Annotated in this window: 24 protein-coding genes; 9 read left to right on the forward strand and 15 right to left on the reverse strand. The window is 71.0% G+C overall.

Annotated elements, in window-relative coordinates; genetic code table 11:
* Window positions 1-35: 35 nt before the first annotated feature.
* Window positions 36-968: an SDR family oxidoreductase gene (locus tag RCR19_RS02580; protein WP_331263549.1), complete on the reverse strand. Its 933-nt coding sequence runs from the start codon at window positions 966-968 to the stop codon at window positions 36-38.
* A gap of 126 nt (window positions 969-1,094) precedes the next feature.
* Between RCR19_RS02580 and RCR19_RS02585 the strand changes: the two genes are divergently transcribed.
* A complete protein-coding gene (locus RCR19_RS02585; RefSeq protein WP_331263550.1) occupies window positions 1,095-1,661 on the forward strand; it encodes a TetR family transcriptional regulator in 567 nt (188 codons plus the stop codon).
* A gap of 34 nt (window positions 1,662-1,695) precedes the next feature.
* On the opposite strand, the gene RCR19_RS02590 is transcribed toward RCR19_RS02585, so the two are convergent.
* Window positions 1,696-2,337, reverse strand: coding sequence for a class I SAM-dependent methyltransferase (locus RCR19_RS02590; RefSeq protein ID WP_331263551.1), 642 nt, complete (start codon window positions 2,335-2,337; stop codon window positions 1,696-1,698).
* A gap of 322 nt (window positions 2,338-2,659) precedes the next feature.
* On the opposite strand from RCR19_RS02590, the gene RCR19_RS02595 reads away from it, so the two are divergent.
* The 4 genes from RCR19_RS02595 (at window position 2,660) to RCR19_RS02610 (ending at window position 6,328) form a co-directional block, all read left to right on the forward strand.
* Window positions 2,660-3,244: a CGNR zinc finger domain-containing protein gene (locus RCR19_RS02595; RefSeq protein ID WP_331263552.1), complete on the forward strand. Its 585-nt coding sequence runs from the start codon at window positions 2,660-2,662 to the stop codon at window positions 3,242-3,244.
* A 238-nt stretch (window positions 3,245-3,482) separates the two neighbouring features.
* Entirely contained in the window at window positions 3,483-4,202 is a 720-nt protein-coding gene (locus RCR19_RS02600) for a hypothetical protein (protein ID WP_331263553.1), read from the forward strand.
* A gap of 80 nt (window positions 4,203-4,282) precedes the next feature.
* Window positions 4,283-5,314, forward strand: a complete 1,032-nt coding sequence (locus RCR19_RS02605; protein ID WP_331263554.1) for a hypothetical protein — start codon at window positions 4,283-4,285, stop codon at window positions 5,312-5,314.
* A gap of 135 nt (window positions 5,315-5,449) precedes the next feature.
* Window positions 5,450-6,328, forward strand: a complete 879-nt coding sequence (locus RCR19_RS02610; RefSeq protein ID WP_331263555.1) for an MBL fold metallo-hydrolase — start codon at window positions 5,450-5,452, stop codon at window positions 6,326-6,328.
* A gap of 39 nt (window positions 6,329-6,367) precedes the next feature.
* Here the strand turns inward: RCR19_RS02610 and RCR19_RS02615 are convergent, their stop codons facing one another.
* From RCR19_RS02615 to RCR19_RS02630, 4 genes are all read right to left on the reverse strand, one after another.
* Window positions 6,368-7,630, reverse strand: coding sequence for a PP2C family protein-serine/threonine phosphatase (locus RCR19_RS02615; protein WP_331263556.1), 1,263 nt, complete (start codon window positions 7,628-7,630; stop codon window positions 6,368-6,370).
* A gap of 270 nt (window positions 7,631-7,900) precedes the next feature.
* A complete protein-coding gene (locus RCR19_RS02620; RefSeq protein WP_331263557.1) occupies window positions 7,901-9,121 on the reverse strand; it encodes an MFS transporter in 1,221 nt (406 codons plus the stop codon).
* Window positions 9,118-9,684 carry a Chromate resistance protein ChrB gene (locus RCR19_RS02625; protein ID WP_331263558.1) on the reverse strand — a complete coding sequence of 189 codons (567 nt, stop codon included), beginning with the start codon at window positions 9,682-9,684 and terminating at the stop codon, window positions 9,118-9,120. Before RCR19_RS02625 ends, RCR19_RS02620 begins: the two co-directional genes overlap by 4 nt.
* A 49-nt stretch (window positions 9,685-9,733) precedes the next feature.
* Window positions 9,734-10,570 carry an undecaprenyl-diphosphate phosphatase gene (locus RCR19_RS02630; protein ID WP_331263559.1) on the reverse strand — a complete coding sequence of 279 codons (837 nt, stop codon included), beginning with the start codon at window positions 10,568-10,570 and terminating at the stop codon, window positions 9,734-9,736.
* Window positions 10,571-10,665: 95 nt separating this feature from the next.
* On the opposite strand from RCR19_RS02630, the gene RCR19_RS02635 reads away from it, so the two are divergent.
* Together RCR19_RS02635 and RCR19_RS02640 are read left to right on the forward strand one after the other, a co-directional pair.
* Window positions 10,666-11,070, forward strand: coding sequence for a BlaI/MecI/CopY family transcriptional regulator (locus tag RCR19_RS02635; RefSeq protein WP_331263560.1), 405 nt, complete (start codon window positions 10,666-10,668; stop codon window positions 11,068-11,070).
* The gene (locus RCR19_RS02640) at window positions 11,070-12,011 is read left to right on the forward strand and encodes a M56 family metallopeptidase (RefSeq protein WP_331263561.1); all 942 of its coding nucleotides are present in this window, start codon (window positions 11,070-11,072) and stop codon (window positions 12,009-12,011) included. The genes RCR19_RS02635 and RCR19_RS02640 overlap by 1 nt, the downstream gene beginning before the upstream one ends.
* A gap of 499 nt (window positions 12,012-12,510) precedes the next feature.
* On the opposite strand, the gene RCR19_RS02645 is transcribed toward RCR19_RS02640, so the two are convergent.
* The 8 genes from RCR19_RS02645 to RCR19_RS02680 all read right to left on the reverse strand — a co-directional run bounded on the left by RCR19_RS02645 (window position 12,511) and on the right by RCR19_RS02680 (window position 22,721).
* Complete coding sequence (locus RCR19_RS02645) at window positions 12,511-14,130, reverse strand: phospholipid carrier-dependent glycosyltransferase (RefSeq protein ID WP_331269321.1); 1,620 nt, start codon at window positions 14,128-14,130, stop codon at window positions 12,511-12,513.
* Window positions 14,131-14,523: 393 nt separating this feature from the next.
* Window positions 14,524-15,282, reverse strand: coding sequence for a DUF4328 domain-containing protein (locus tag RCR19_RS02650; RefSeq protein WP_331263562.1), 759 nt, complete (start codon window positions 15,280-15,282; stop codon window positions 14,524-14,526).
* A gap of 480 nt (window positions 15,283-15,762) precedes the next feature.
* Window positions 15,763-17,622 (reverse strand): GMC family oxidoreductase, encoded by a 1,860-nt coding sequence (locus RCR19_RS02655; protein ID WP_331263563.1) that lies wholly within the window; start codon window positions 17,620-17,622, stop codon window positions 15,763-15,765.
* The gene (locus tag RCR19_RS02660) at window positions 17,619-19,013 is read right to left on the reverse strand and encodes a hypothetical protein (RefSeq protein ID WP_331263564.1); all 1,395 of its coding nucleotides are present in this window, start codon (window positions 19,011-19,013) and stop codon (window positions 17,619-17,621) included. The genes RCR19_RS02655 and RCR19_RS02660 overlap by 4 nt, the downstream gene beginning before the upstream one ends.
* Window positions 19,010-19,726 carry a GntR family transcriptional regulator gene (locus RCR19_RS02665; RefSeq protein ID WP_331263565.1) on the reverse strand — a complete coding sequence of 239 codons (717 nt, stop codon included), beginning with the start codon at window positions 19,724-19,726 and terminating at the stop codon, window positions 19,010-19,012. Before RCR19_RS02665 ends, RCR19_RS02660 begins: the two co-directional genes overlap by 4 nt.
* A gap of 197 nt (window positions 19,727-19,923) precedes the next feature.
* Complete coding sequence (locus RCR19_RS02670) at window positions 19,924-20,232, reverse strand: winged helix-turn-helix domain-containing protein (protein ID WP_331263566.1); 309 nt, start codon at window positions 20,230-20,232, stop codon at window positions 19,924-19,926.
* Between the two features lie 60 nt (window positions 20,233-20,292).
* Window positions 20,293-21,345, reverse strand: a complete 1,053-nt coding sequence (locus RCR19_RS02675) for a cytochrome D1 domain-containing protein (RefSeq protein ID WP_331263567.1) — start codon at window positions 21,343-21,345, stop codon at window positions 20,293-20,295.
* A gap of 80 nt (window positions 21,346-21,425) precedes the next feature.
* Complete coding sequence (locus RCR19_RS02680) at window positions 21,426-22,721, reverse strand: Dyp-type peroxidase (protein WP_331263568.1); 1,296 nt, start codon at window positions 22,719-22,721, stop codon at window positions 21,426-21,428.
* Window positions 22,722-23,333: 612 nt separating this feature from the next.
* On the opposite strand from RCR19_RS02680, the gene RCR19_RS02685 reads away from it, so the two are divergent.
* The gene (locus RCR19_RS02685; protein WP_331263569.1) at window positions 23,334-23,936 is read left to right on the forward strand and encodes a TetR/AcrR family transcriptional regulator; all 603 of its coding nucleotides are present in this window, start codon (window positions 23,334-23,336) and stop codon (window positions 23,934-23,936) included.
* A 373-nt stretch (window positions 23,937-24,309) separates the two neighbouring features.
* Complete coding sequence (locus tag RCR19_RS02690; protein ID WP_331263570.1) at window positions 24,310-24,606, forward strand: hypothetical protein; 297 nt, start codon at window positions 24,310-24,312, stop codon at window positions 24,604-24,606.
* Window positions 24,607-24,797: 191 nt separating this feature from the next.
* Here RCR19_RS02690 and RCR19_RS02695 read toward each other — a convergent pair whose 3' ends face one another.
* Window positions 24,798-25,352 (reverse strand): DoxX family protein, encoded by a 555-nt coding sequence (locus tag RCR19_RS02695; protein ID WP_331263571.1) that lies wholly within the window; start codon window positions 25,350-25,352, stop codon window positions 24,798-24,800.
* Window positions 25,353-25,611 lie beyond the last annotated feature (259 nt).

The raw sequence follows: 25,611 nt of genomic DNA on the forward strand, positions 1-25,611 counted from the left end.
GGCATGAGGGCGCCGATCACGTCCCGGCGCGCCCCTCACCCGTCGCTGTTCCGGAAGTAGTGCCCCTTCTCCAGGTCCTCGATCAGCGCGGGGTGGGTGGGTCGCCATCCCATGAGCTCGCGGGTCAGGGCGCTCGAGGCCGGGCTGTCGGCTGCGATGAAGCCGGCCAGCCAGCCGAAGTGTCCGGCCGCGTCCTCGGGTGCCACCGCGGCGACGGGGAGATCAAGATGGCGGCCGATCACCTCTGCGACGGTGCGGATGGGGACACCTTCGTCGGCGACGGCGTGCAGCACCGATCCGGCCGGAGCCTTCTCGACCGCCAGGCGGAACAGGCGCGCCGCATCGAGTCGGTGTGCGGCGGGCCAGCGGTTGGCCCCGTCACCGACATGGCCGGAGACACCGTGGGCGCGCGCCATGCCGACCAGCGCCGCCATGAAGCCGGGGTCCCCCTCTCCGTGCACCGTCGGGGGAAGGCGGACCACCGAGGACCGGATGTTGTCCGTGGCGAAGGAGAGCGCCAGCTGCGCGGTGGCCAACCGGGTCTGCTCTGCGCCGTTCGGACGCGCCCCGGCCGGGTCCGGCCGGCCGTCCTCCTCGGTGGCGATCCGCCCCGGTGCGATTCCGAGCGTCCCGGAGGCCATGACGAAGGGACGGCCGGAACCGGCGAGTGCCTCGCCCATCGTCTCCACCGCACGCCGGTCCGCGTCGCTGGCGCCCTGGAAATCCCCCGAGAAGGCGATGTCGTGCTTGAACGCGAGGTGGATCACGCCATCCGCCTCGGCAGCCGCACTGCGCAGGATGTCGAGATCGTCGAGGGTGCCGCGATGCGCCTCGGCGCCCGCGGCGGTGAGGGCGGCGGCCGAGACCTCGGAGCGGGCGAGCCCGACGACCTGGTGGCCGGCGCCGATGAGTTCGGGAACGACGGCGGAGCCGATCCAGCCGGATGCGCCGGTGACGAAGACACGCATGAAAGACCTCCGGATACAAATCGACCGCCCCCTCGCCGAGCACGACGGAGGGGCAGGATCGATGTCAGTCACTGTCATCGAAAGTAGCACCAATGTCAGGGACTGTCATCACGTAGGATCACGGCCATGGGTCGATGGGAGCCGAACGCGCGCGAGCGACTCCAGCAGGCAGCACTGGAGCTCTACAGCGAGCGCGGGTTCGAGCAGACGACGGTGGCCGAGATCGCCAAGCGGGCGGGGCTCACCGAGCGCACGTTCTTCAGGCACTTCGCCGACAAGCGGGAGGTGCTGTTCGCGGGGTCCGAGACGTTGCAGGCGCTCTTCGTGAGCACCGCCGCGGCCGCGCCGCAGTCGGCGACGCCGATCGACGCGATCGCCGCGGCCCTCGATGCCGTGGCTTCGGTGTTCCAGGACCGCCACGCCCACTCCCGCCGGCGCCAGACCGTCATCGTCGCCAACGCGGAACTGCGGGAGCGCGAACTGATCAAGCTTGCGTCGCTGTCCGCGGCGCTCGCCGACACCCTGCGTCAGCGCGGCGTTCCGGAACCGGCCGCCAGCGTGGCCGCCGAGGCGGGGATCGCCGTCTTCAAGGTCGCGTTCGAGCGCTGGGTCGGCGAAACCGATGGACGCGACCTGAGGTTCTTCATTCGGGAGTCGCTCGACGAACTCAAGGGCGTGGCCTCCGGCAACTGATCACCGGCCGCCGGCCACGGGGATCACGCGAGGTTCACGCGGAGTCCCGCCGGCAGTGCAGGAACAGATGGGGCTCGGGGACGGCCTCGGGGTGGGCGGGGGTGAACATCAGTGCCTGCCGAGTGACGACACCCAGTCCTGCCCCGGTGACCATGTCGGCGAACTGCTGGGCGGCGAAACTGGTCACACGCACGGCCTGTCCCATGAAGACGCCTTCGACGCCCTCCAGATCGAGCGGCACCGTGGCCAGGACCACACTCCCACCCGGCTTCACCGCTCCCGCGAGCCGCCGTACGACGGCGGTCTGTTCGGCGCGGGACATCTGCAGCAGGGCGAAATAGACGCACACCGCATCGAACGAGGCTTCCTCGAGCGGCGTTTCACGGATGTCCGCGCACCGAAAGGTCGCATCGGGCACCTGACGGGTCGCCAGGTCGACCATCACCGGGGAGACATCAACACCGAGCACGTCGTGGCCCGCCGCGGCGAGGACGGCTGCGGTGGGCCGGCCCGTGCCACTGCCCACGTCCAACACCCGGCTGCGCGGATTGAGTTGCCGCAGCAACCAGGTCAGCGACGCCCGATGGGCCTCGGAGTCGGCGAACGCCTTTTCGTACTCGGCACCCAAGGCGTCGAAGACCGCGGCCGCCGCCGACTCGTCGTACCGGTCACCCACAGCGTCTCTCCCCCCTCGTCGCGGCGAAGTCGTGGAGGCATCGTCGCATCGCTCGCGGCGGCTCACAACGGGGCCGCGGAGTCGCGTGCCCGGGTGCCATGGACCCGTCCCGGCGAGCCGGGAGCCCGGACAGGCCGGGGGAATCCGGATGCCGGGGGGCGCAGTGGACATCACTCGAGCGGAACGCCGCCGGGCCTTCCTCCGCCGCACCCCACCGGACCGGTTCCGCACATGAATGAACTCACAGCGAGGGTAATAAGTAAAAGACGTATAGTTCTGTTGCAATCTGTGTCATTTACGTCAACCAGGGGAAGTGATCCGGATGAGCCGGTCGGCCACGGTTCGCTATGCCGTCGACCCGGCCCCGGACGGGCTTGCCTTCGTACAGGACCTCATGAACACGGTCTCCGCCGGCAAGCCGCGCACACGCGACCTCCTCACGGACCCGGGTGAGGCCCGGGCCTGGGTCGATCAGGCGCTGGCGCAGTGGAGCAGGGCCACAGGGGAACGCATGCCGCATGTCGAACTCGGCCCCCAGGACCTGGAGGAGCTGCGTTCCTTCCGCGACGATCTGCGCCGGACGGCGCATCACCGCCGCGACGACACACTTCCCCCGCGACGCTCCGTCGCCGTCGCGATGCGTCTCGACGGCAGCGGAGAGGTCCGGCCGGAACCGCGCGGCACCGGATGGCGGCGTGTGGCGGCGCCGGCCCTGATCGAGGTCTTCCGGGCCCAGCGGGCGGGGACCTGGCAGCGGCTGAAGCTGTGCCGCAACGACAGGTGCGGGACGGCGTTCTTCGACCGGTCCCGCAACAACAGCGGGGGCTGGCACGACGTCAGGGTCTGCGGCAACGCGGCGAACCTGCGGGCCTATCGGGCGAGACGGCGCGCCCAGAACGCGTCATAGACACCGCGGTCCTCCGACGGCGCGGACGGCGGCGATACATTCGGCCCGTATTCACGAAATGTGAGATATGCCCTGCCGTTTTTGTTGTTCGACGTACACAAAATACATACGCTTATTTCGTTCGCCGGGCGGCGAACACCCGGATGTCACGGTGCTCCACCACCGCGGCCCTCATCGACGAGCCGGGACCTGACCCGCGCCCGGCCCTCCCCCCACCGCATGCACGCAAGGAACCCACGTGAACGAGTTGCTCACGCAGGCTGTCGAAGCCCACGGCGGTATCGCCCGCTGGCAGGAGCTGACCGAGGGCCGGGCCACGCTCGTCAGCGGCGGCGACCTCTTCTCCGTCAAAGGGCTGCCTCAGGATCCCGCACCCCGCGAGATGAGCGTCCGGCTGCACGAGGAGCACGCTTCGGCCACGCCCTTCGGCGCACCCGACCAGAGGACCGACTTCACGCCCGGACGTGTGAGTATCGAGAAACTCGACGGGCGCGTGGTGGCAGAGCGCGAGAACCCGCGGACGTCGTTCTCCGGACACACTCTTCAGTCCCCGTGGGACCCGCTGGACCGCGCCTACTTCAACGGCTACGCGCTGTGGACCTACCTCACCACCCCCTTCCTGCTCACCATGCCGGGCTTCACGGTCACCGAGATCGAGCCCTGGCGGGAGGGGGACGAGATCTGGCGGGGTCTGCGTGCCACCTTCCCGCCCGAGATCGCCAGCCACAGCACCGAGCAGGACTTCTACTTCGGCTCCGACCACCTTCTGCGCCGGCACGACTACTACGTCGACGTGGCCGGTGGGTTCGCCGCCACGCAGTACGTCCACGACTTCGTGGAAGCGGACGGCATCCTGCTGCCGACCAGACGCCGGGCCTACCGCCGCGACGACGACGACCGCCCGCTGGTGCATCAGGTCATGGTCTCGATCGACCTGAGCGACATCCGCTTCCGCTGACCGGAGCACCGTCCGACGCCGACGCCCCCCGCCGGCCGCCCCCTTCCGTCCTGCCCCGCGGACCCCGTCCGCCAATGATCATGGAGAGATCCAGAGTGCACCCCCAGCTCCCCCAGGCCTCGCATGCCAGACGCCGGCCGCCCGTCCGCGTCTGGCTGCAGCCGTTTCTCATAGGCCTGGTCATCGTCTCCGCATTCGTCAGCTGCTACATCGGCCTCCAGCGGGACCCCCAACCCCACCGGCTGCCGGTGGCGGTCGCCGGGCCCCGGCTGGCGAGCCAGGTACAGGCGGCCCTGGGGGACGCGATCGACGTACGGCCCACCGGCTCCACCGATCAGGCACGCGACGCCGTGCGTCATCGCGACGTGGTGGCCGCGCTCGGCGCGGAGCGTCACGGCAAGGACCTGAGCCTCGATGTCGCGAGCGCCAACGGTGTGTCGACGACGACGGCGGTCAAGGCGATCGTCACGGCCTACGCGCACGGTGCCGGTCGGCATGTCACCGTGTCCGACGTCGTGCCCCTCGACCGCTACGACTCACGTGGACTGGCGGGGTTCTACGTCTCCTTCGGAGTGACGCTCTCCGGGTTCGTCCTCGCACAGAACGTGCTCGGGCTGAGCAAGCTGCTGCATCTGCGGCATCGCTTCACCCTGGTGACCGTCTTCTCCGCCGCGTCGGGCCTGGTCGCCGCCGCGATCGCCGGACCCGTGCTCGGTGCCGTTCCCGCACCGTACCTGCCCCTCGCCTTCGTCCTGGCCCTCCTGGCGGCGGCCGCGGCGTTCACGACGAAGCTGCTCGGCACGTACTTCGGTCCGGTGGGTGTCCCGATGGCCACCCTGCTGCTGTTGACCGTGGGCAACTCCACCAGCGGCGCGACCGTCGGTCCCGACCTGCTGCCCGGTGTCGCACGGTCCGTCTCCGCACTGCTCCCACCCGGCGCCGCCGTCCGTGCCGTCGCCGATGTCAGCTACTTCGACGGCGCACATGTGCTCGCCCCCCTGGCGACACTCACCCTGTGGGCCGTGGGGGCCGCACTTCTCCTGGCGGCCCGTACCCACCGCGCGGCGCAGGACGCCCTGCCGACGGCGGAAGCAGCCGTCTCCTCAGCCTGAGAGAACCCGCAGGACAGCGCCATACGCCGTGGTAGCGTCCGCCTGGAAGCGCTCCCTCCCTGCCCCCGGCACGAGACGTGCGCCGTGGTCCCGCTCCGGGCGGTTCCGCAAGGACGACGCACCGGAGGATTGCCCATGGACGCAGGCGACGCCCTGATCGATTTCGGCGGGGGGACTCCCCGGCCGCGCGCACTCGACGTCCGATGGATCCACGGTTCGACGTCGGCCAAGCACAACACCGATCCGGACATCCAGGTCCACGGCTACGACGAGCACACGTTCATCCTGCGGCAGAACATGGCCGTCAACTACGAAGCGCCGTTCCTTTTCCTGCTGTTCGGCAACGCCCGGGCCGTGTTGATCGACACGGGCGCCACCGCGTCCGAGGAGTTCTTCCCCCTGCGCCGTACGGTCGACGAACTCATGGCGGACTGGCTCGAACGGCATCCCCGCGACCGGTACCGCCTGCTCGTCCTGCACACTCATCCGCACGGCGATCACACCGCGGGCGACGCCCAGTTCACCGATCGTCCCGACACGACGGTGGTGGGGGCGCAACGAGCCGAAGCCTGGGACCACTTCGGGTTCACGGAGGAGCCCGACGCCGTCGCGCCTGTCGACCTGGGCGGCCGGGTGCTGGAGTGCCTGGCCACTCCCGGCCATCACACGGCGGCAGTCACGTTCTACGACCCCTGGACCGGGATTCTGTTCACCGGCGACACGGTCTATCCCGGCCGTCTCTACATCGAGGACTGGCCGGCCTTCGCCCGTACCGTGGGGCGACTGATCGAGTTCTCCGACCGCCGCCCGGTGACACATGTGCTCGGCTGCCACATCGAGATGACCCGGCAGCCCGGCGTGGACTATCCGATCCGGACCACCTACCAGCCCGACGAGCCCCCGCTGCAGATGACCACGCGCCACCTGCACGACATCCGCGCGGCGATCGAGGAGATCGGCGACCGGCCCGTACGGCGTGCCTTCCCCGACTTCGTCCTCTGGCCGAACGACTGAGCAGCGGCCCGCCGGATCCGCGGACGCGGGGTACCCCCGTCAGGTGAGTGCCTCGTCGGCCACAGAAGGCCGGGAGAAGCACGGATCACCGACCGCGCCCGGGGCACGCCCCCACCGCACTGCCACCATCGCGAGGTCGTCGTCGAGATAACCGCCCGTGTAGGTGTCCAGATCGCGGCTGATGTGCCGCAGGAGGCCATCGGGGCTCTCCCAGGTCCAGGCGGCGGCCCGGTCGAGGATCGGATAGAACCCGCCGTCGGCGTCCCTGGCCTCGATGACGCCGTCGGTGTACAGCAGCAGGGTGTCCCCGGGGGCGAACGGAACGGACTCCAGGTGGTACGCGCCCGGATCGGTGTGGGCCAGACCCAGCGGTGGCGCCGGGCGGAGAGCCTCCAGCACCCGCACACGCCCGTCGTGCCTCAGCAGCGGCGGGGGATGCCCGCAACTGACAACACGCGCGACTCCGCCCCGATCCGGGATCTCGACCACAAGCGCCGTGATGAACCGCTCTCCGGCCTCGGGATCGCAGGCGGCGAGTTCGGCCAGATGCCTGCGCACACTGCGCTCCAGCGCCGCGACCAGTTCCGGGAGGGTGGCGTGCTCGGGTGCGGTCTCGCGAAACGCACCGAGGACGGCTGAGGTGTCCTCGATGGCCGCGAGCCCCTTGCCGCGCACGTCGCCGATGAGGATGCGGGTCGCCGTGCCGGTACGCGCGGCGGCGTAGAGGTCGCCGCCCACCATGGCGTGCTCGGCGGCCGCACGGTACTCGCAGGCGATGGACACCGGGCCCAGTCGGCTCGGGATCGGTCGCAGCAGAACCTGCTGCGCGGCCTGGGACACCGCCCGCACCTGGGTCAGCTCTCTCAGATCGCGGTCGTGCAGGGCCCGTGCGGCGACCACGAAGCTGGAGACCGCCAGCAGGGCGCCGATGTGGACGGCGAGGATCGGTGATCGCAGCAGGGTGTCGTGCGTATCGATGACGACGGTCGCCGCACAGGCCAGCAGTGCGATGCCGACCGTGAATCGGACGCGCGCGAACGCCGCGGTGAACGTGGGGGCCGCCACCAGCAGGGGCGAGAGATGGACGACCATGGGCACGAAGGAGGCGGCCAGCGTGATCGCCGCGATCAGTGAGACCGCCGTTCCCCCTATGTACAGTCGACCGGCTGTCGACGTCGGGCCGCGGCCGCGGAGTCCGCGTCGAAGATGCCGTCCCTGAATACCGGGAATCCCGGCCCGATGCTGTACGAGTCCGGCGCCTGTGCCGTGCGACGTCCGGTGAAAGGTCGAGTCGAGGTCCATGGGCGGTCCTGCGGGTCGTACGGGCCCCCGTACATGGTGTGGGGGCAAGACCCGCTGCCGTACGAGGCAACGCGGCTCGGTATACCGCTGCGCGCCGGGCGCAGCCCACCACCTCTTTACCGAATCGTGGAATTCACCGCCCACTATGCGGTCCACTCTGCGACTCGGATCCGGCTGCGTCAAGAACGGGAACGACCGTTCTCGATCGCCGGGTCACCGAACGCGAATCCCTGGTCGCCCCGGGCGAGAGCGTGTCCTCGGCGGGGGCACTCACGACCCTTCGGATACGTCACTCCTCGCGCCGCGAGGCGCGGGGTCACGTATCGCACAGCGACGGAGAAGTCCCACCAGAGGGCCGAGGGCGATGAGGATCGCGAGGGCCATGTACCCGTATGTGAGGGTGGCGAGCGTCGCGACCCCGGCAACCAGCAGTGGGCCGCCCGCGTCCCCCAGCTCGCGCCCGAGCTCGGCCGCGCCCATGGTCTGCCCCAGGCGCTCCTCGGGAGTCGACGAGGACAGGGCGGCGAAGCCGAGCGGGGTGATCACACCCGTACCCGCACCGATCAATGCGGCTCCGACGAGTACACCGAAGAGGCCGGGCAGCATGGCGCCGGCCAGTCCGGCCGCGGTGAGCAGCAGACCGGCGGTCATTCCCCCGCCGGTCGTGATCCGGCCTTCGTCCCGGGCGCGGCCGACGAGCGGCTGGACGACGGCGGCGCAGGCGGCCAGTACCGAGACAGCGGCGCCGGTGACGACCGTGCCCAGCCCGACCGTCCGGCCGGAGACCGGCAGGAAGCCCACACCGGCCGAGAGAGCGGCGGTGGCCGCTGCGAGTGCGGCCGTCGGGGCGAGGAAGGCGGGGTCGGTCATCCGGCGCACGAGTGCGAGCACCGTCTGCCGGTCCTTGGGCAGGGGCGGTACGACGGGCAGCGCGACCGCGGCCCAAACGGCGACCGCCGCACCGAGCACGGCCAGCACCGCGAACAGCAGCCGCAGTCCCCCCGCCCAGACCAGTACTCCGCCGAGCAGCGGACCGAGGGTGTAGCCGATCGACTTGTAGAAGCCGTAGCTGCCGAAGGCTCGACCGCGTTTGGAGTCGGGATTGAGCCGGGCGACCAGGGCGGAGGCCGAGGGTGAGAAGGCGGAGGCAGCGGCGCCCTGCCCCAGACGCGCGGCCCAGAGCCAGCCCGGGCTCGGCGCGACGAGGTACAGGGCGGACGCCGCGGCGAACGCGAGGAGACCGCCGAGGAGTACCGGCCGCGCGCCGATCCGGTCGGCGAGTGTGCCGAAGACCGGCTTGAGGACGACCTCGGCGCCGTCGTACAGGGCGAGCAGTCCGCCGAGCACGAGCAGCGAGGTCACACCGTCCTCGGAGAAGCCTCCGAGGTTGGCCGCGATGCCATGGGCTCCGAAGGCCGTGGTGAACCCGGCCGCGTAGAGCGGCCACATCCGGCGGGGCGGTGCCGACCGCGCCACGGCGCCCGGGCTCATGGCCCCTCGTCCATCGCCAGGTGCAGCGCGCGGAACACGCGCTCCGCGTAGTCCTCACAGGCGACCGTGCACTCCTTGAGCCGCTTCGAGGCCGCTGCCGACTCCGGTGCGCCGAAGACATCGCGCGCCATGAGGTCCCGGTGCCAGCGGCGCAGTCGTTCCAGCGACTGCTCTTCCTCCTCCAACTCGGCGAGGGTGAACTTGGCGATGCGGATCTCCTTGGCCAGTTCCTCCTCGAACTTGCCGCAGTCGGCCAGGAATTCGCGCCAGTCGTCGGACCGGGCGGCGGTGAACATCGCCTGGAATCGGGCCGCGTCCTCGGGACCGCGGCCGGATGCGCTGAGGGTCAGGGCCTGCCCCTCAGCCTGCCCCGTCAGTGCGATCGCGCGAGCGATGCCGTCGGCGAAGACCGGTACATCGGGCACGGCCCACACCCCCTGGCCGAGGGAGAGGGCGCCGATCCGGCGAAGCTCGCGCCACACCGCCACCCGGTGGCGGCTGGGCTCCGCGGGCACCTTGATCACGAGGACGACCCACCGGTTCGCCGGCTCAGTTCTGGTCACGCATTCAAATGTAGCAGCCGTTACATCAGATGACGTGCTCACTGTTCCGTCAGGCGCTGAGCACACCGGTGGCGAGCAGCCCCAGCAGCGCCGCCCCGACGACGATCCGGTAGACCACGAACGCGTTGAAGGAGTGCCGGGCGACGTATTTCAGCAGCCAGGCGATGGAGGCATAGGCGACCGCGAACGAGACGGCGGTGCCCACGGCGAGCGGTCCGACACCGACACCGGCACCCACGGCGTCCTTCAACTCGTACAGGCCGGCACCGGTCAGGGCCGGAATGCCGAGGAAGAACGACAGACGGGTCGCCGCCACCCGGTCCAGATCCAGGATGAGCGCCGTGGACATCGTGGCGCCGGAGCGGGAGAAACCCGGGAAGAGCAGCGCGAGGATCTGCGAGCCGCCCACCAGCATCGCGTCCTTCAGCGAGGTGTCGTCCTCACCGCGCTTGTGCCGGCCCATCTGGTCGGCGCACCACATCACACCACTGCCGACGATCAGCGAGCCCGCCACCACCCACAGCGAACCCAGCGGTCCCTCGACGAGCTTCTTGGCGGCCAGACCGACCACGACGATCGGGATCGTCGCGTAGATGATCCACCAGGCGAACCTGTAGTCGTGGCGGTGGCGCTCCTCGCGATCGACGAGGCCGCGCCCCCAGGCGGAGACGATCCGCACGATGTCCTTGAAGAAGTAGAGCAGTACGGCAGCGATGGCGCCCACCTGGATGACGGCGGTGAAGCCGACCACGGAGGTGTCGTCCACCTGGACGCCCATCAGCCCCTCGGCGATCTTCAGATGACCGGTCGAGGAGACGGGGAGGAACTCGGTCACCCCCTCGATGACACCGAGGACGGCGGCCTGACCGATGCTGATAGCGCTCATGGGCGATCCAATGGCACACTCGGGGGCGGAAGCTTTTACACGCCCGTAGAAGTTTTACACGACTGTAGATGACGGACCGGAGAACGACAAAACCCATGGGAGCCGATACGCACGGGCGGGGCCCGAAGCGGGCAAACGGCGCTCGCGAGACCCAGATCCTCGATCTGCTCCAGCGCGCCGACACCGCGCTGACGCCGGGCGAGGTGACCGACCTCGTCGGCGGCGAGCTGACGTACAGCAGCGTGGTGACGATCCTGACCCGGATGCAGACCAAGGGCCTGCTCACACGCAGTCCGCGCGGCAGGGCGTACGCCTACGCCCCGGTCACCGACGACGCCGGCTTCGCCGCCCGCCGCATGCGCACCGTTCTGGAGGAGCGGCCCGATCGCGAGGCGGTCCTCTCACGCTTCGCCGACGAACTGTCCGACACGGACGCCGAACTGCTGAGGCAACTGCTCGGCCCCGAGGCCGACCCCGGCCGGCCGGAAGGACCGGCCTGATGCATGTCGCCGTCTATGTGCCTCTGCTGCTGTCGCTCCTCGCCCCGCTGGGCGCACGACCGTTGGCCGAACGGTGCGAACCCCGCCTGGCCACCTGGCTGCTCACCACCGCGTCCCTGGTACTGGGCGCGGCGAGCACCGTCTCCCTGGGCCTGCTTGCCGTGACGGGGCTGGTCCGTATCCCCGTGCTGGCCGACCTCGGCCATTGGTCGGCCAGCACCGCGCAGCGCGACGACCCGACCGGGCTCCCCATAGCACTCACGGCCGGACTGCTGCTCGGCTGCGCCCTGCTCGCAGCCTGCCGTATGGTCTGGCGCCGCGGACGCACCCTGGCGTCCGCCGCCCTGGACGCCGCCTGCATGCCGGCCCGCGACGACCTGGTCGTCGTCGACGACGAGGCGCCGGACGCGTACGCGCTCCCGGGACTCCCCGGGCGCGTCGTGGTCTCCACCGGCATGCTGCGCACCCTGGACGCGGGCGAGCACAACATCCTGCTCGCTCACGAAAGAGCCCATCTGGGCTCCCACCACTACGCCTTCGTCGCGGTCGCGCAACTCGGGGCCGCCGCGAACCCGCTCATGCGGCCGTTGGCCGACGCTGTCACCTACACGATCGAGCGCTGGGCCGACGAGAATGCGGCCGCCGCAACCGGTGACCGGAAACGGGTCGCCCGCACCGTCGGCAAGGCCGCGCTGGCGGCCCGCCGCGCCCCGGCCCTTGCCCGCACCGCAAGCGCCGCCCTGGGCATTCTCGGCCGCCGAAGCCCGCTCGCCACGGCGGGCCCGGTACCGCGCCGCGTCGCCGCGCTCCTGTCACCCCCGAAGGGGCGTCACCCCGCTCTCGCGGTCGCGACCGGGGCCGTCCTGACCGCGGCGGCACTCGCCACGGCCGAGGCGGCTCACGACCTCCACGTCCTGCTTGCGGGCATCGGCGCCTGGTGACTCCGTCGCACGCCCACGGACATGGACGCCCGCTCGGCCCGTGCACGTATTGCCAGAAGGTCCGCCGTCCTGACCGCCGTTGCGGAAGGGGAGTCCTCGATCGCGACCGCCCCGGTGAGCAGCACGAGTCATGGGCACCGGCCATGAGGGGAGATGATTCGCCCATGCGCATGCGCCGGGACGTCCGTCGGTGGCTGTGGGGGTTGTGGTTCGCCTGCCTGGCCTTCTCCATCTGGTTCCTGGTGGAGGTGGTCATGCTGTTCCTGGAGGCCGAATCATGGTGACCGGCGTCGGAGCCACCGGCCGGTCCCGGACACAGGGAGAACGGCACGGTCGCCTCCTGCTGACGGTGGCCGGCCTTCCGGCGGGGCCACATCACCGATCGTGTCGACGTCCTTGGCCGTTGGCCTCCGGAAGGGACCGGACAACCGGGTGGGCGCGCGGGAGCACCCAGGTCGACCATGTGGTCCCGGCGAAGGCAGCGGCCCGTCGTATCGGGTCAGACCCAGGTGTCCAGCCACATGCGGTCACGCCATGAGTCGGTCGGGATCATGCTCCCCGAATAGATCGGGAAGAAGTAGACGAAGTTCCACAGGATCAGCAGCATGAGCGCGCCGACGCCCGCCACCCCCCACAACCGGCGCCGCTCCGTGGCTCCCGCCGGCCCGAGAAGAGCCCCGGCCGTCATCGCCACGGCCAGGCACAGGTACGGCAGGAAGACGACCGCGTAGAAGGAGAAGATGGTGCGGTCCTGATACATGAACCACGGGAGCCAGCCCGCCGCCACCGCGCACAGGACGGCGCCGGCGCGCCAGTCCCGCCTCAACGCCCACCGGTACAGCAGATAGGCGAGGGCGAAACACGCGGACCACCACAGCAGCGGCGTACCGAGAGCAATGATCTCGCGAGCGCAGCCGCCCGCTTCCTTACAGCCGTCCTGCCCGTAGGACGAGGACTGGAAGTGGAACGGCACGGGGCGCCCGAGCACCGTCCAACTCCAGGGATTCGACTGATACTTGTGCGGCGTGTGCAGTCCGATGTTGAACTGGTAGACCTGGTACTCGTAGTGCCACAGGCTGCGCAGCGGCGCCGGGACCCACGCCCAGGAGCCGCCCCGGCCGTCGGCCCAGTGCCGGCCGTATCCGTCGGACGACATGAACCAGCCGGACCAGGTCGCCAGATACGTCACCACGGCGACAGGCACCAGGGAGGCGACGGACCGGCCGAGGTCCTTTCCGAGCACCGCGCGGTAGGGCTGACGCGCGCCCGCCACGCGTCGGGCGGCGACGTCCCACAGCAGGGTCATCGCCCCGAAGAACACCAGGAAATACAGGCCGTTCCACTTGGTCGCGGCCGCCAGGCCCAGAAGGACGCCCGCGGCGAGCCGCCAGGGCCGCCACCCCATGCCGCCCCGGGCCCCGACGTCCTCGTCCGGCCGTACCTCACCGGTGTCGCTCCTCGGCAGCAGCCGGACCAGCCGCTCCCTGGAGCGGTCACGGTCGATCAGGAGGCAGCCGAAGGCGCACAGGACGAAGAACATCACGACGAGGTCCAGCAGCGCGCTGCGGCTCAGCACATAGTGCAGTCCGTCCACGGCCATCAGCAGTCCGGCCAGGCACCCCAGGAAGGTCGAGCGGAACAGCCGTCGTCCGATACGGCAGAGCAGCAGAACGGACAGCGTGCCGAGGACGGCGGTCATGAAGCGCCAGCCGAACGGGTCCAAGCCGAACAACCACTCGCCGACGGATATGACCCACTTGCCCATGGGCGGATGGGCCACGAACGCCCCGCGGTGCGAAAGGGGGATGACCTGGGGATCGGCGAGTACCTGAGGGTCGGCGATCTTGCGGTCCGGCCACACGCCTTCGTAGCCGAGGTGAAGTTGGGCCCAGGCGTCCTTGGCGTAGTACGTCTCGTCGAACATGAGGTCGTGCGGTCGGCCGAGGCGCCAGAAGCGGATCACCCCCGCCAGAACGGCCACGAGCACCGGGCCCAGCCACCCGGTCGCCCTGGCGGCGCGGTGGGCAAGGCCCGGCGGACAGCCGAGGACACGCCACAGATGGGTGGGCGGCGCGGGGAAGCCGGGGACCAGCCGCTCCGCCGTACCGGTGCGCGCCATCGGCACATAACGGAAGCGGAGTCGCAGACGGTCGAGCCACCGTGCGTCCGCGTCCGCCGGGCCCCGTGCACCCGAACTGCGGCCGTACGTCGGGGCGCTCGGGCCCACCCGGTCACTGCCGTCCTGCAACATGGCCGCGAGACCCGTGGCACGGCCCGAGTCGAGCGATCCATCAGGCGCCCCGCGGTCCCCCACCTGCCACACCTCTCATCGACGGCCCCGGAAACGGGACGCCGGATTCATTCGACGGGCCGATGCGAACGCCGTCCCCGATCCGGCGAGATCCTAGCGTCAACCGACGACGGCTGAAGCGACGGGCCCGCACCGCGCGGACCTCCTCGGCTTCACCGGCGCCGACTCGGCGACCCGAGTACCGCACGGTGCAGGGGCGGCTCAGAAGGCGGCCGTAGCCGGTCCCCGAAGCACCTTTTCGTGCTGCATGCGGGTCAGCCGCAGCACCACGAGGATCGCGAGCACCGCGGCCACGGCGTCGACGACATCCGCGACCAGCACCTGACGCACGGCGCCGCGGATCTCCTCGGCCGTGTCGGAACTGCTGTAGGCGAAGGAACCCGCGCGGTTCGTCAGCACGGAGAGGAGCCACAGCGTCCACCAGGCGTCCACCAGGCCGTGCGACCGCGGCGCGTCCCACGGGCTGCTGGCGTCCCAGATGTCCAGTGCGATGCGGCGCGGGAACCAGAGGTTCACGATCGGCACGAACCATGCCCCGATCGCCCAACCACGCTTCTTGGCGTGCCCGAACGGGCTGAACACCTCGGCGTTGACCCGTACTCGATGGAACCAGCACAGGAACACGACGACGCACGTGAGCAGCACGGACGTCCGGAGGAGACCGACCGAGGAGTACAGCGAGTCCGCGCGTTCCGCCCGCTCGCCCACGCCGCTGACGCCGCCGACGAGGTCGCCCGCCACGTCGTACACGGCCATGGCGGCCCCGATCGCGAACAGGTCGATGACGACGACAAGTCCCAGCACGGCGGCCGCCGTCCGCCCGAGACCCACGGGCGAGCGCACCCAGGCGACCGGCGCGGCGGTGAACTGCGGGGCCTCCGGCTCCGGCGCGACGGCGCACTGGGTGCACAGGGTGCCGCCCGGTGCCGCTTCGAAGTGCTGGCAGCGAGCACAGATCATCGTGCATTCCCCATAGGTGCCGTCGGATCCCGGGACGCCGCTCCGACCAAGACCGACGTGCGGACACGCAACATAGGATCCGCACGGTCCCCGCGTCCACTCGAGCGCGCCTCGGCCGGGCGAGGCCCACTCCGGGTGCCGTCGGCGGCTTGCGCCGCTACCGGCCCGGTCAGGCCGAGGCTGCACGGGGCACTCGCCGTCATGTGTGTACGCGCCGCCACTCCGATGGCCCACGCGCCGTCGGTGCTCGAAGCCGGCTGAGCCGGGTGGTACGACCGTGACCGCGCAAGCCCGGACCGTCGAGGCGGCGGACGGCGGTCCGCACGCGCACGGGACGGTCACCTGTGCCGTCTCCGTGCTCCCGGCGTGGCCTGCAGGGTCACGGGTGTTGAGCGCCGTCGCCGACGGCCGGGACACGGAGAGCGGCCGCCGGGTGAGCCGGCCCTTCGTCCGCGCGCCAGTACCTCCGGCGACGACGACTCACGACGTCCCCGCCGTGTATCGCTCGGCGACGGCCAGGGCGGCCGCCATGATGCTCAGCTGCGGATTGACCTCCGGGCAGCTGGGGAGAACGGAGCCGTCGCCGATCAGCACCCCGTGCACACCGCGCAGGCGACCGTCCGGGTCGGCCGGCGACCGCTCGGGGTCGGCTCCGCCGGCCGCCGTTCCGGTGGGGTGGAACGCGGAGACATGCAGATGCCGCGCGGTCACCGTGTCCAGCACCGCCTCCAGCTGAGCCGGGGTGCGGGCGCGCGGTGCCTGCGGTACTCCGGTGAGCACCTCCTCGGCGCCCGCGGCGAACAGCAGGCGTCCCATGGCCCGTTGGGCACGCAGCAGGCGGCCGGCGTCGCGCGGCGCGAGGTCGTAGCGCAGCAGGGTGCGGTTCCGCCCGAGGACGCGACCCGAGGGACGGTCGGCGATCATGGCCCCGAGCGTCGCCAGGTGTTCCGTCTCCTCCAGTTCGCGGCGGAGTTCGCGTCCGACGCCCGGCAGCACGAACGAACTCATGCCGGGGGGCGCCGCGGTCGCCTCGATCAGGATGCCGTCCTCGCGCAGATGCTCCACCCCGACGCTCTGCAGGACGCCCTTCCAGCTCGTGACGGGGCGGCTGAACCGGCCCGCCACGCTGGTCGCCGGATGCACGCTGAGGTTGCGGCCCAGCCGCGGGTGTCCGCCGAGGCCGGAGCGGCGCAGCAGTGGCGGGGTCTGAAGGGTCCCGGCGGCGACCACGACCAGCGGGCTGAGGATCTCCAACTCGCTGCCGTCCGGGCGGCGCACCACCACCCCGGCGGCCCGTGGGCCGCCCGGCCGGTCGCTGTCGACAAGGATGCGCCGGACGTGGGCGCCTGTCACGATACGGGCGCCGGCCGCGCAGGCCTCGGGGAGCACGGACAGCTGGACGCTCTGTTTCGCGCCGGTGGGACAGCCGACGACACACTGGCACGAGCCCTTGCAGCCGGGGGCGTTGCGGCGCAGGGGTGCGGCTGTCCAGCCGAGCTCCTTCGCTCCGGAGAGTGCGAGCAGCCCGTTGTCGCCGAGCACCTCCAGTGGCTGGGGCGCCACCCGCAGGGAACGTTCGACGTCGTCGAGGTGGGCCTCGAGGTCCTCGGCCGCGGCGAAGCCGTGACGGTCCAGCCAGCGGGTGCGGACGTGGGCCGGAGTGCGGTAGCACGTACCGGAGTTGACGACGGTGGTGCCACCGACGGCGCGGCCCACGGGGAGGACCAGTGGGGGGTTGCCGACGGCGATCGTCGCACCGCCGTCGCGGTACAGGTCGGTGAAGCGGTCGAGCGGAGCCCGGCGCCCGAACGACGCGGTGGTGTGGTGCTCGCCCTCCTCGAGGACGACGACACGGAGGCCGGCCCGGGCGAGTGTGCGGGCCGCCATGGCGCCGCCGGCCCCGGATCCCACGACGACGGCGTCGGCACTCGAGCGTGTGGGCCACTCGCGGGAAGGTGTGCAGTCCAGCGGCGGGTCGTCGGGCGCGGGCGCCGCGGGCGCGGGGTTGTGGTGCAGCGTCCGTTCGGTACCGGCCGCCAGCAGCAGCGGTACCTTGACCGCGTCCAGGAGCGGCAGCAGGGCCCGGCGGGAAGCCAGCGACGCCACGACCCGCTCCCGCTCGGCGGGTCCGAGTGCGGACAGCCGCCTGCCCGTCCGGACGACGGCGTAGGCGTCGACGGCGGCCGCCGCACCGCGCACCGCGGTCCGAGCCGGCGCGGGCATGGTGTCGAGCAGCGTCTCCACCCTGCGTGGCACGGACCGGCTCCACGCGGTGGTGCCGTCGTCGGCCAGCAGCGCGGCGACAAGTCCCTTCAGGGCAGCGGTGCTTCGCAAGGTCATCGGTCACCGACCTCCGCATGCGCGGTGCCCGACAGCTGCCATCCGGCCTCCCGCCGCCAGGTGCCCCACCAGCGCTCCAGGGTGACCACCGCGTCCGCTCTCTCGGTGTTGCGGCAGACCGCGGCGGAGCCGTCGGGGTCGGTGTAGTCCAACGTCAGTGTCTGCTCCGGCGGTTGGGTCACCGTCACCGTGATGCGGCTCAGGCCCGCCCTGCCCTCGACCCGCCACTCGGGAAGGCCGATGTCCGCGCGGAACCGGCCGATTCCCGCCCAGCCCACGGCGGAGCGTTCCGCGCGTCGTGGCCAGGTCCGGCCGTTTCGGTACAGACGCAGGAAGACCAGGGGCGGCAGCCTGTCGAGACCGCGCCGCATGGACACCGCTGCGACGATCTCCAGTACGTCGCCGCCGCCCAGGTCGGCGTGGAGCCAGGCCCAGCGGCGGGCGTTGCCGTGGCCGTAGATGCGCGCGCCGGCTCCGGGAGCACCGTCGAGCCGCAGCTCGTCGGTGCCGTGGCGCACGGTCCCGCTGTAGCGGGCGCGGACGGCGGGGAGCATGTGGGAGGCCGGCAGCCAGGGGCGCCGCCAGGACCAGCCGGGGAAGGTGTGGAGCGGTGGACCCTCGGCCCGCTCGGTGAGCGCCCAGGTGAACGATCCGGCGGAACCGGCGAGTCGGCCGGGGCCTGCGCTGACGTCCCCGGCGGAGAAGCCCTCCGGGTGCCCCGCCCAGGGAACGGGGCCGAAGCGTGCGTGTTCGGCCGGGCCGTCCTTGGAGAAGACGGCGGCCCAGCCGTGCGCATAGGCCGGGGAACCGTCGGAGGGCGCCACCACTTCGTGGTGCAGCCAGATCCCGGTGTCCGTCGCGGGATCGGTCAGAGTCGTGTACCAGACCTCGGTCCGCCCCGGAGCGCCGTCCCAGCGCGACGCCAGGTGGCGGTCGGCGCCGGATGCCGCGGCGCGGGGGAACCGGAAACTCGCGAGGAAGGGCAGCAGGCCGGTGGTCAGCGGGAAGCGCAGGGTGCCCTCGCCGACACGGTGGCCGTCCTCGTAGAGGGTGTACGGCAGTACGGTCATCGATGTGAGCGGACGCCTGGGCGACACCGACTTCCAGCCGTCCAGGGTGAGGCTCCGGCCTTCCATGGTGAAAGCGATCCGGTAGTGGATCCTGCGGCGCGCCAGGGGCGAGATCTCCAACTCGCCGACGGCTTCGGCGTCGTCCGCCCGTCCCGCTATCCGTATCCGTCCGGTCACCTGGGCCGCGGTCGTCCGGTGGGGCAGCAGTACGGCGTCGGCGCGGGCCAGCAGATCGAGCCGCACAGGTCGGTCGCCGTCCTCGTCGGCCATGCACACGCGGCCGAGCATCGTCTCCTTGAACACCGTTCCGCGGACGGTCATCGGGCACCGCCCCGATGTCCCCTCGAGCGGGCGAGGCCCTCGAGCATGATGCGTTCGGTGGCGGACAGATAGTCGCCCGCGGCCGAGTGCGCCGCCCGCTGGTCCCCGGTCGCCACGGCCTCGACGACGGGTGCCAGCCGGTCGTGGGCTGCCCGCGGATCCTCGAAAGGCCCGGCCAGGCTTGCGCGTACGGGGAGGTACGCGTTGAAGAGGGTGTTGGTCAGCAGCACGTACACCCGGTTGCCGGTGGCCCGGGCGAGCGCCCGGTGCACCTCCACGTCCGCCAGCTGTACGGGCTCTCCGCCCTCGGCGTCCTTGACGGCCGCCAGCAAGTGGCGAAGTTCGGCGATCTGCGCCACCGTGGCGTGGGACGCCGCGCGCTCCGCGATCAACGCGCCGATGCTGCGGCGCACTTCGAAGATCTCGCCGATCCATTCGGGGCTGTGACGCACGAGCATCGGCAGCAGGTCCGCGCCGCCCAGCCTCAGGAAATCCCGTACCCGGGTACCCACTCCGTGCCGCGTCTCCAGCAGTCCCGCGTGAACCAGACGGCCGAAAGCGTGCTTGAGGGTGGTGCGGGTCACCCCGAATCCGTCGGCGAGTTCACGCTCGGGAGGCAGATAGCTCCCGGCCGGATGACGCCCGGCGAGGATGTCCTCGCGCAGCCGTTTCTCCAGGACGTCGACGATCGTCTCGCGTGGCAGTGCTTCCACCCCGGCTCCCAACGACTCAGTGGTTCAGTGGATGAGCCACTGAACCACCGTCTTCGACGCAGCGTCAATAGAGCGGCGACTACGAGCAGAAGACGTCCCCATCGGCACGCGACCCGCTCATCCCCCTTGCGCCGAAGGGGACTTGGAAATCGACGCGGGGCCGGGCAGGCGGCGTGCGCGACCGGCCCGGTCTGCGGTCACGGTTCGAAGCGGTAGCCCATGCCCGGCTCGGTGAGCAGGTGCCGTGGACTGGCCGGATCGGGCTCCAGCTTCCGGCGCAGACTGGCGAAGTAGATGCGCAGGTAGTGCGTCTTGTTCTCGTTCCCCGGCCCCCAGACGTGCCGGAGGATCTGCTGGCTCGTCACCAGTTCCCCCGGGGGGTGGCGAAGCAGCATTTCGAGGATGCTCCATTCGGTCGGGGTGAGCCGCAGCCGGTCGCCGTCACCGTCCGCGCGGCGCACGGTGGAGCTGTTGAGGTCGATCGTCCACTCGCCGATGTGCGGCATCCCGATGGTGCGCGATGCGGAGGACGGGCGGCGTTCTCGGCTCGCCCGCCCCTGGGGTCGTCAGGGGCTCACCGCCACGCCGTAGGGGCTGTTGCCGACGGGGACCCTGGCGACGACCTTGCGGGTCTTGGGGTCGATGACGGCGAGCGCGTCCGCTCCCGGCTGTGTGACGTACACCGCGTGGTCGGTGACCTCGATATCGAAGGGATCGGTGCCCGCGGTGCCCACGGCGACGGTCGCCTGGACACGGTGGCCTCCGATGTCGACGACGGAGATGCTGCCCGGGCCGATATCGGCCGTGTAGGCGGTCCGGCCGTCCGGGGCGACCGCCACGTCGAAGGGGGCACCGCCCACCCGCACCGCGGTCATCTCCTCCGTCCTGATGTTGATCGCGAGCACCTTCGCCGCCGTCTCGTCGGCGACATAGGCCGACTCACCGTCAGGGGTGAGGGCGACCCCCGCCGGTGTACGGCCCGCGGGGACGTTGCGGGTGACCCGGACCGTACGGGTGTCGATGACGGACAGGTTCCCCGAACCGAGGTTCGCCACATAGGCAGTTGCTCCGTCCCGGCTGAGGGCCACACTCGCCGGGGAACTGCCGACCGGGACAGTCGCCGTCACCTGGTCGGTCCGGGTGTCCAGCACGGAGACGCTGTTCGAACCGCCGTTGGCGACATAGACGAACCTGCCGTCGGGGCTCACGGCGACGTCGGTCGGGTTGTTTCCGACCGGAACGGTGCCGGTCAGTTTGTTGGTACGGGCGTCGAGTATCGAGATCCGCGCCGCACCGTTGTCGGCGATGTACACCCGTGAACCGTCGGGGCTGACCGCGATGCCTTCGGGGGCAACCCCCGCGTCCACGGTGGCGACGACCTTGTTGCTGCGGGCGTCGATCACCGACAGCGTGTTGTCGAAATGGTTGGTGACGTACACGCGGCCGCCTGCCGCCCGGTCCGCGGCCGCGTGCGGCCCGGATTCCGACACCGCACCACCGGATGCGGCCGGTGTGCAGGAGGTGAGCAGGACGGCCGCGCCGACCGCGAGGGCCGGCCGGCGTCTTCCGCGGCCGCGTCCCGGGGCGCGGCGGGCTCCGGTTCGCAGGGCAGGGAACATCGTGCCTCCTGGGCGTGTCGCTGGTGGTTCGGCCGAGCCCTTACCGGTCGGCTCCCGCCGGGACCCTGCCGTGCCGTCCGTCAGGTCAGCAGACCGCTGGCGAAGTAGTCGTGTTCGTCGCGCACGCCCGGTACCGCAAAGAAGTAGCCGCCGCCGCGAGGACTGATGTAGGGCACCAGCGCCTCTGCCTCCAGCCGGGTCTGCATGGCGATGTAGGTGTTGAGTTCGCGTTGGAAGGAGACGAAGGCATGACCCAGGTCGAGCTCCCGCGCATCGAGGCCGTGGTCGTAGTCGTAGCCCCGCCGCAGGACGGCGCTCGTGGCCGCGGTCTCGGGCGTCTGCGGATTGGCCAGCCTGATATGGGAGTTGATCGGCGTGAGCAGCCCCTGCGGATCATTGGTGTATACGGGAACCATGCGGTCCGAGGCGTCGTCGGACGTGGCGTACACGGGCGCACCGCTCACCTTGCGCCGGCCGAGGATCCGCTCCTGCTGGGCGACCGGCACCTTCTGCCACGCGTCGATGAAGAAGTGGACGATGCGCACGACGTGGTATGTGCCGCCCGCCGCCCAGTCCGGTTCGGCCGACTTCGGTTGCGTCCAGACCACTTGGTCCATCCGGCCGGTGTCCGCCGTGTCCGGATTGGTGATTCCGTGCTTGAAACCGAACCAGTCCCGGCGGACCCGGTCGTGGCGCGGCGGATTGCGCAGGCCGTCGAGGCGCCAACGCAGCTTCATGGCGCCCTTGGTGCTGTTCAGGATGTCGACCATCGCGTGCACGGTCGTGTCGCGGTGATCGGCGCAGATCTGGATCAGCAGGTCGCCATGGCAGATCGAGGAGTTCAGTTCGTCGTGGATGAAGGGCTGCATGGTGACGAGCTGGACCGGCTTGCGCGAGGCGAGCCCGTAGCGGTCGTCGAAGAGCGAAGCGCCCAGTGACAGGGTGAGGGTGAGGTTGTCCGGCTCGACCGTCGGTCCCACGATTCCGTTGTCCGAGGGCACCGAGTCGGGTGGCACCTTCGGCGGTGTCCCGCCTGCCGTGAGGAAGCGGGCCCGGTCGGTCAGCGTACGGAACAGGTCGGTGAGTCCGTCGCTGTCGTCGGCGGTCACGTCGCACGAGAGGAATATCGCGTCCTGCTGGGGTGGGGTGGCTATGCCCGCCTGGTGCCGACCCTCGAAGGGAACCGCACCTGCCCGCGCCGCGACCGCGACCGGCGTGTCCGCCTGCGCCTCCCGGTCACCCAGGGCGGTGCCCGCCGTCGCTCCAGCAAGACCTGCCGCGGCGGCGTGGAGGAACGACCGTCGGGCGAAGGGGCCGGCCGGGCACCCGTCGCCGCTCCACTCCCGCTCAAGAGCCGGGGAACTTTCCTCAGTCATGGTTGTCCTCGTGGATAGGGGCAGACGGCGGACCGCGATGATGACCCGATGGATGTCGCGGAGTCGGCCGGACAGCGGCGGCGCAACAGTTCACAGTTGCACCAATGAGGGCCTGACCTGCGGATTCGGTCACGCGGGTGCTCGCTAGTCGAAACATATCCGCGCCGCGCACCCGGGCCACTCGGGAGGCGCCCATGCGGGTGAGGGCGCCGAACTGCCCCGGAAAGCACGCCGGCTCCCCGGCCCGTCCCGATGTCGTCCGCCGTCTGCGTCGTGCCGCGGGCCCTGCCGAGGACGACCCGAGCGGGTGTGCCCGGTGAGCTGCGCGGCGACGGGGACGGGCGGGTCCGGAGTCCGTGGACGATGATGATGCGGGATCGTCTCCCGCGGTGTGTGCGGCGGACATCGTGCACGCCGCGCGCTCGGCACCTCGCGACCCGCGCGCGGGTGTCGTGGGTGCGTCGGCGGTGCGGCCGCCCGGGTGGAGACACCGTGGCACGGGGGTCGCTCTCCGACAGGGTCGGAGCCTCGGCCCCGGCGTGGTGCCGGACGGGGCCCGGAGCACCCCTGCCGGACGACGCCGCCCGTGGCCACTGACGACGGAGGAGGATCATGGCCTCTCAGGTGCCGAAGGCCGGTCGCCCACGCAGCGAGCCGGCGCGGCGGGCCGTCCTCACCGCGTGCGGCGAACTGCTGCAGCAAGGGGGACTGCGCGCGGCGACGACCGACCGGATCGCCGCCCTGAGCGGGGTCAGCAAAGCGACGATCTACAAGTGGTGGCCGAACAAGTACGCGGTCGCCCTCGAGGCCTTCCTGTCGCAGATGAACGCCGAGTCACCGGACCCGGACACCGGCTCGGCGGCCGAGGACTTCCGTCTCACGGTGCGCGGCACGGCACGGTTCTACGCGAGCCCGATCGGGCGGATATTCGCCCAGCTGCTGGCGGAGGCTCAGAGTGATCCGACGGAAGCCTCGGATCTGATCGGGCGGCTCGTCACCTCCCGGCGCGGCGTGGTGCGGGCCATCTGGGATCGCGGTGTCCTGCGGGGCGAACTGCGCGACGACGTCGACCCGGACGTCGCTCTCGATCTCTTCTTCGGCCCGTTGGTGTACCGGATGCTGGCCGGCCACGCACCCCTGGACGAGCGGGCGGCGGACGAGGTCGTCCGCGTCGCACTGACCGGCCTGAATCGGACGAACCACAATAAAACTTAAATTAGGCATCCTAACGGGAATTGCGCCCGCCTCCCGAACGTTGAGCGGGGTGGAAAACGAAACGTTCAGTTTCAGAAGGAGGGCAGGCAGCACCACACCGGAGGTCTCCCGCGTGATCCGCCGCGAACGGAACCACGCGAGCGAGGACGTCTCGCCCCTGCTCGACCGGGCCCGCGCCGCAGGGCGGCACCGCCGCTCGCCGAGGCGCCCGGACGAAGTGATCACAGCAGGCCACGGCAAGGACGACGGGCGCCGTGGCCGCCGTCGTCATCGAAGGGCTCCGGGCCCATCGCGCGACACCTGTTCCGGTCGCGGCCGGACGACCGGGGCGAGCCTGCCTGCACCACCACCACCACGAAAGGAGACCGACGTCATGACCCTGGCGGTCTACGAGGTCGACGTCCCGACGACGAACGGCGACGGACTCCGCGGAGTGCACGTCTTCACAGGCCGAGCCGAAAGCCCCGCGAGCGCGCTGCGCCTCGCACAGGAGGTCTACGCCGCCGCCGTCGCCGCACGGCAGGCCGGACTCGAGATCCCCCGCATGCGGCCCGACGGCTGGGTGGCACGCGGGATACGTCCTGGCTGGGAGCCCGACTGGTCGGCCGCGACCGCAGGACGCTGGAGCGACCCGCACAGCTTCGTCCGCACCTACGACCTGGAACCGTGATCCTGCCGTGCGAGACGGCGTGCATGCGCGAGGGTTTCCCGTCACGCGCGCGCACCGCGGTACCTCGCCGGGACCGGGCGGCAGGCCGCATGGCGGCGCGCCGGGCGATGCCGGTTCCGCCCCCGGCCCGTACCTCTCGCGGACGAACAGGTCGAGGACCCTGCGACCGCCACCGGCCGCCGATGGCCGCCTCAGAGTGCGAGGGTGACGGCGGAGGCGGCGCCGCCGATCCCGAGGGCGAAGGCGGCCGCCGCCCAGCCGCCCTCCCCCCACCGGAAGAACCGGTCGAGGGCCAGTCGGCCGGGACCGGTGGCGGCGACAGCGAGGGCGACAACGGCGATGCAGACGTTGTACTCGACCCCGCCGTCCCGGTCCCACAGCCCATGAGCCGCGGTGACGGACACCATCGCGTTGATCATCACGCCGATGAGGGCCGCGGCCGCGAGCGGCGTGAACAGCCCCAGCGCGAACCCCAGGCCGCCGAGGAACTCGGAAAGGCCGGCGATCGCCGCATAGACCTCTCCCGGGTGATAACCGAGGGCCGCGAATCCCCTGCCGACGCCTTTCAGACCCTGGCCGCCGAACAGTCCGAAGAGCTTCTGGGCACCGTGCCCGGCCAGGAGCAGGCCGAAGGTCAGCCGAATGAGCAACAGGCCACAGTCGCCGGCGAGCCTCCCCGATCCAGCGCTGTGCCGTGCGGCCGGCTCAGTCGGAGCCGGTAGCCGGTCCGAACCCTGCTTCTCCATATCGGTGCTCCGCCCACGACGCGGAGACGTTGACCGAACCCTGTACGAAAAGGCACGGATTCATGGTCGGCGGTGGGCGTCCGTATGTCTCGGCAGAACGCCGGCCACCTCTGTTCAGCTTTCCCCGAAAGCATCGACTTCGCACGCCTACGCTTCCGAGAACGAGATTTCGATGACGCCGTCGGGGTACGGAATTGCCGAAGGGCTCCAAGTCTGGGTGCAGTCCAGATCCGGTGGCATTCCATCCGCACAGGAAAAT

This window comes from Streptomyces sp. WAC07094, from assembly GCF_036320405.1.
GTDB lineage: Bacteria > Actinomycetota > Actinomycetes > Streptomycetales > Streptomycetaceae > Streptomyces > Streptomyces lannensis.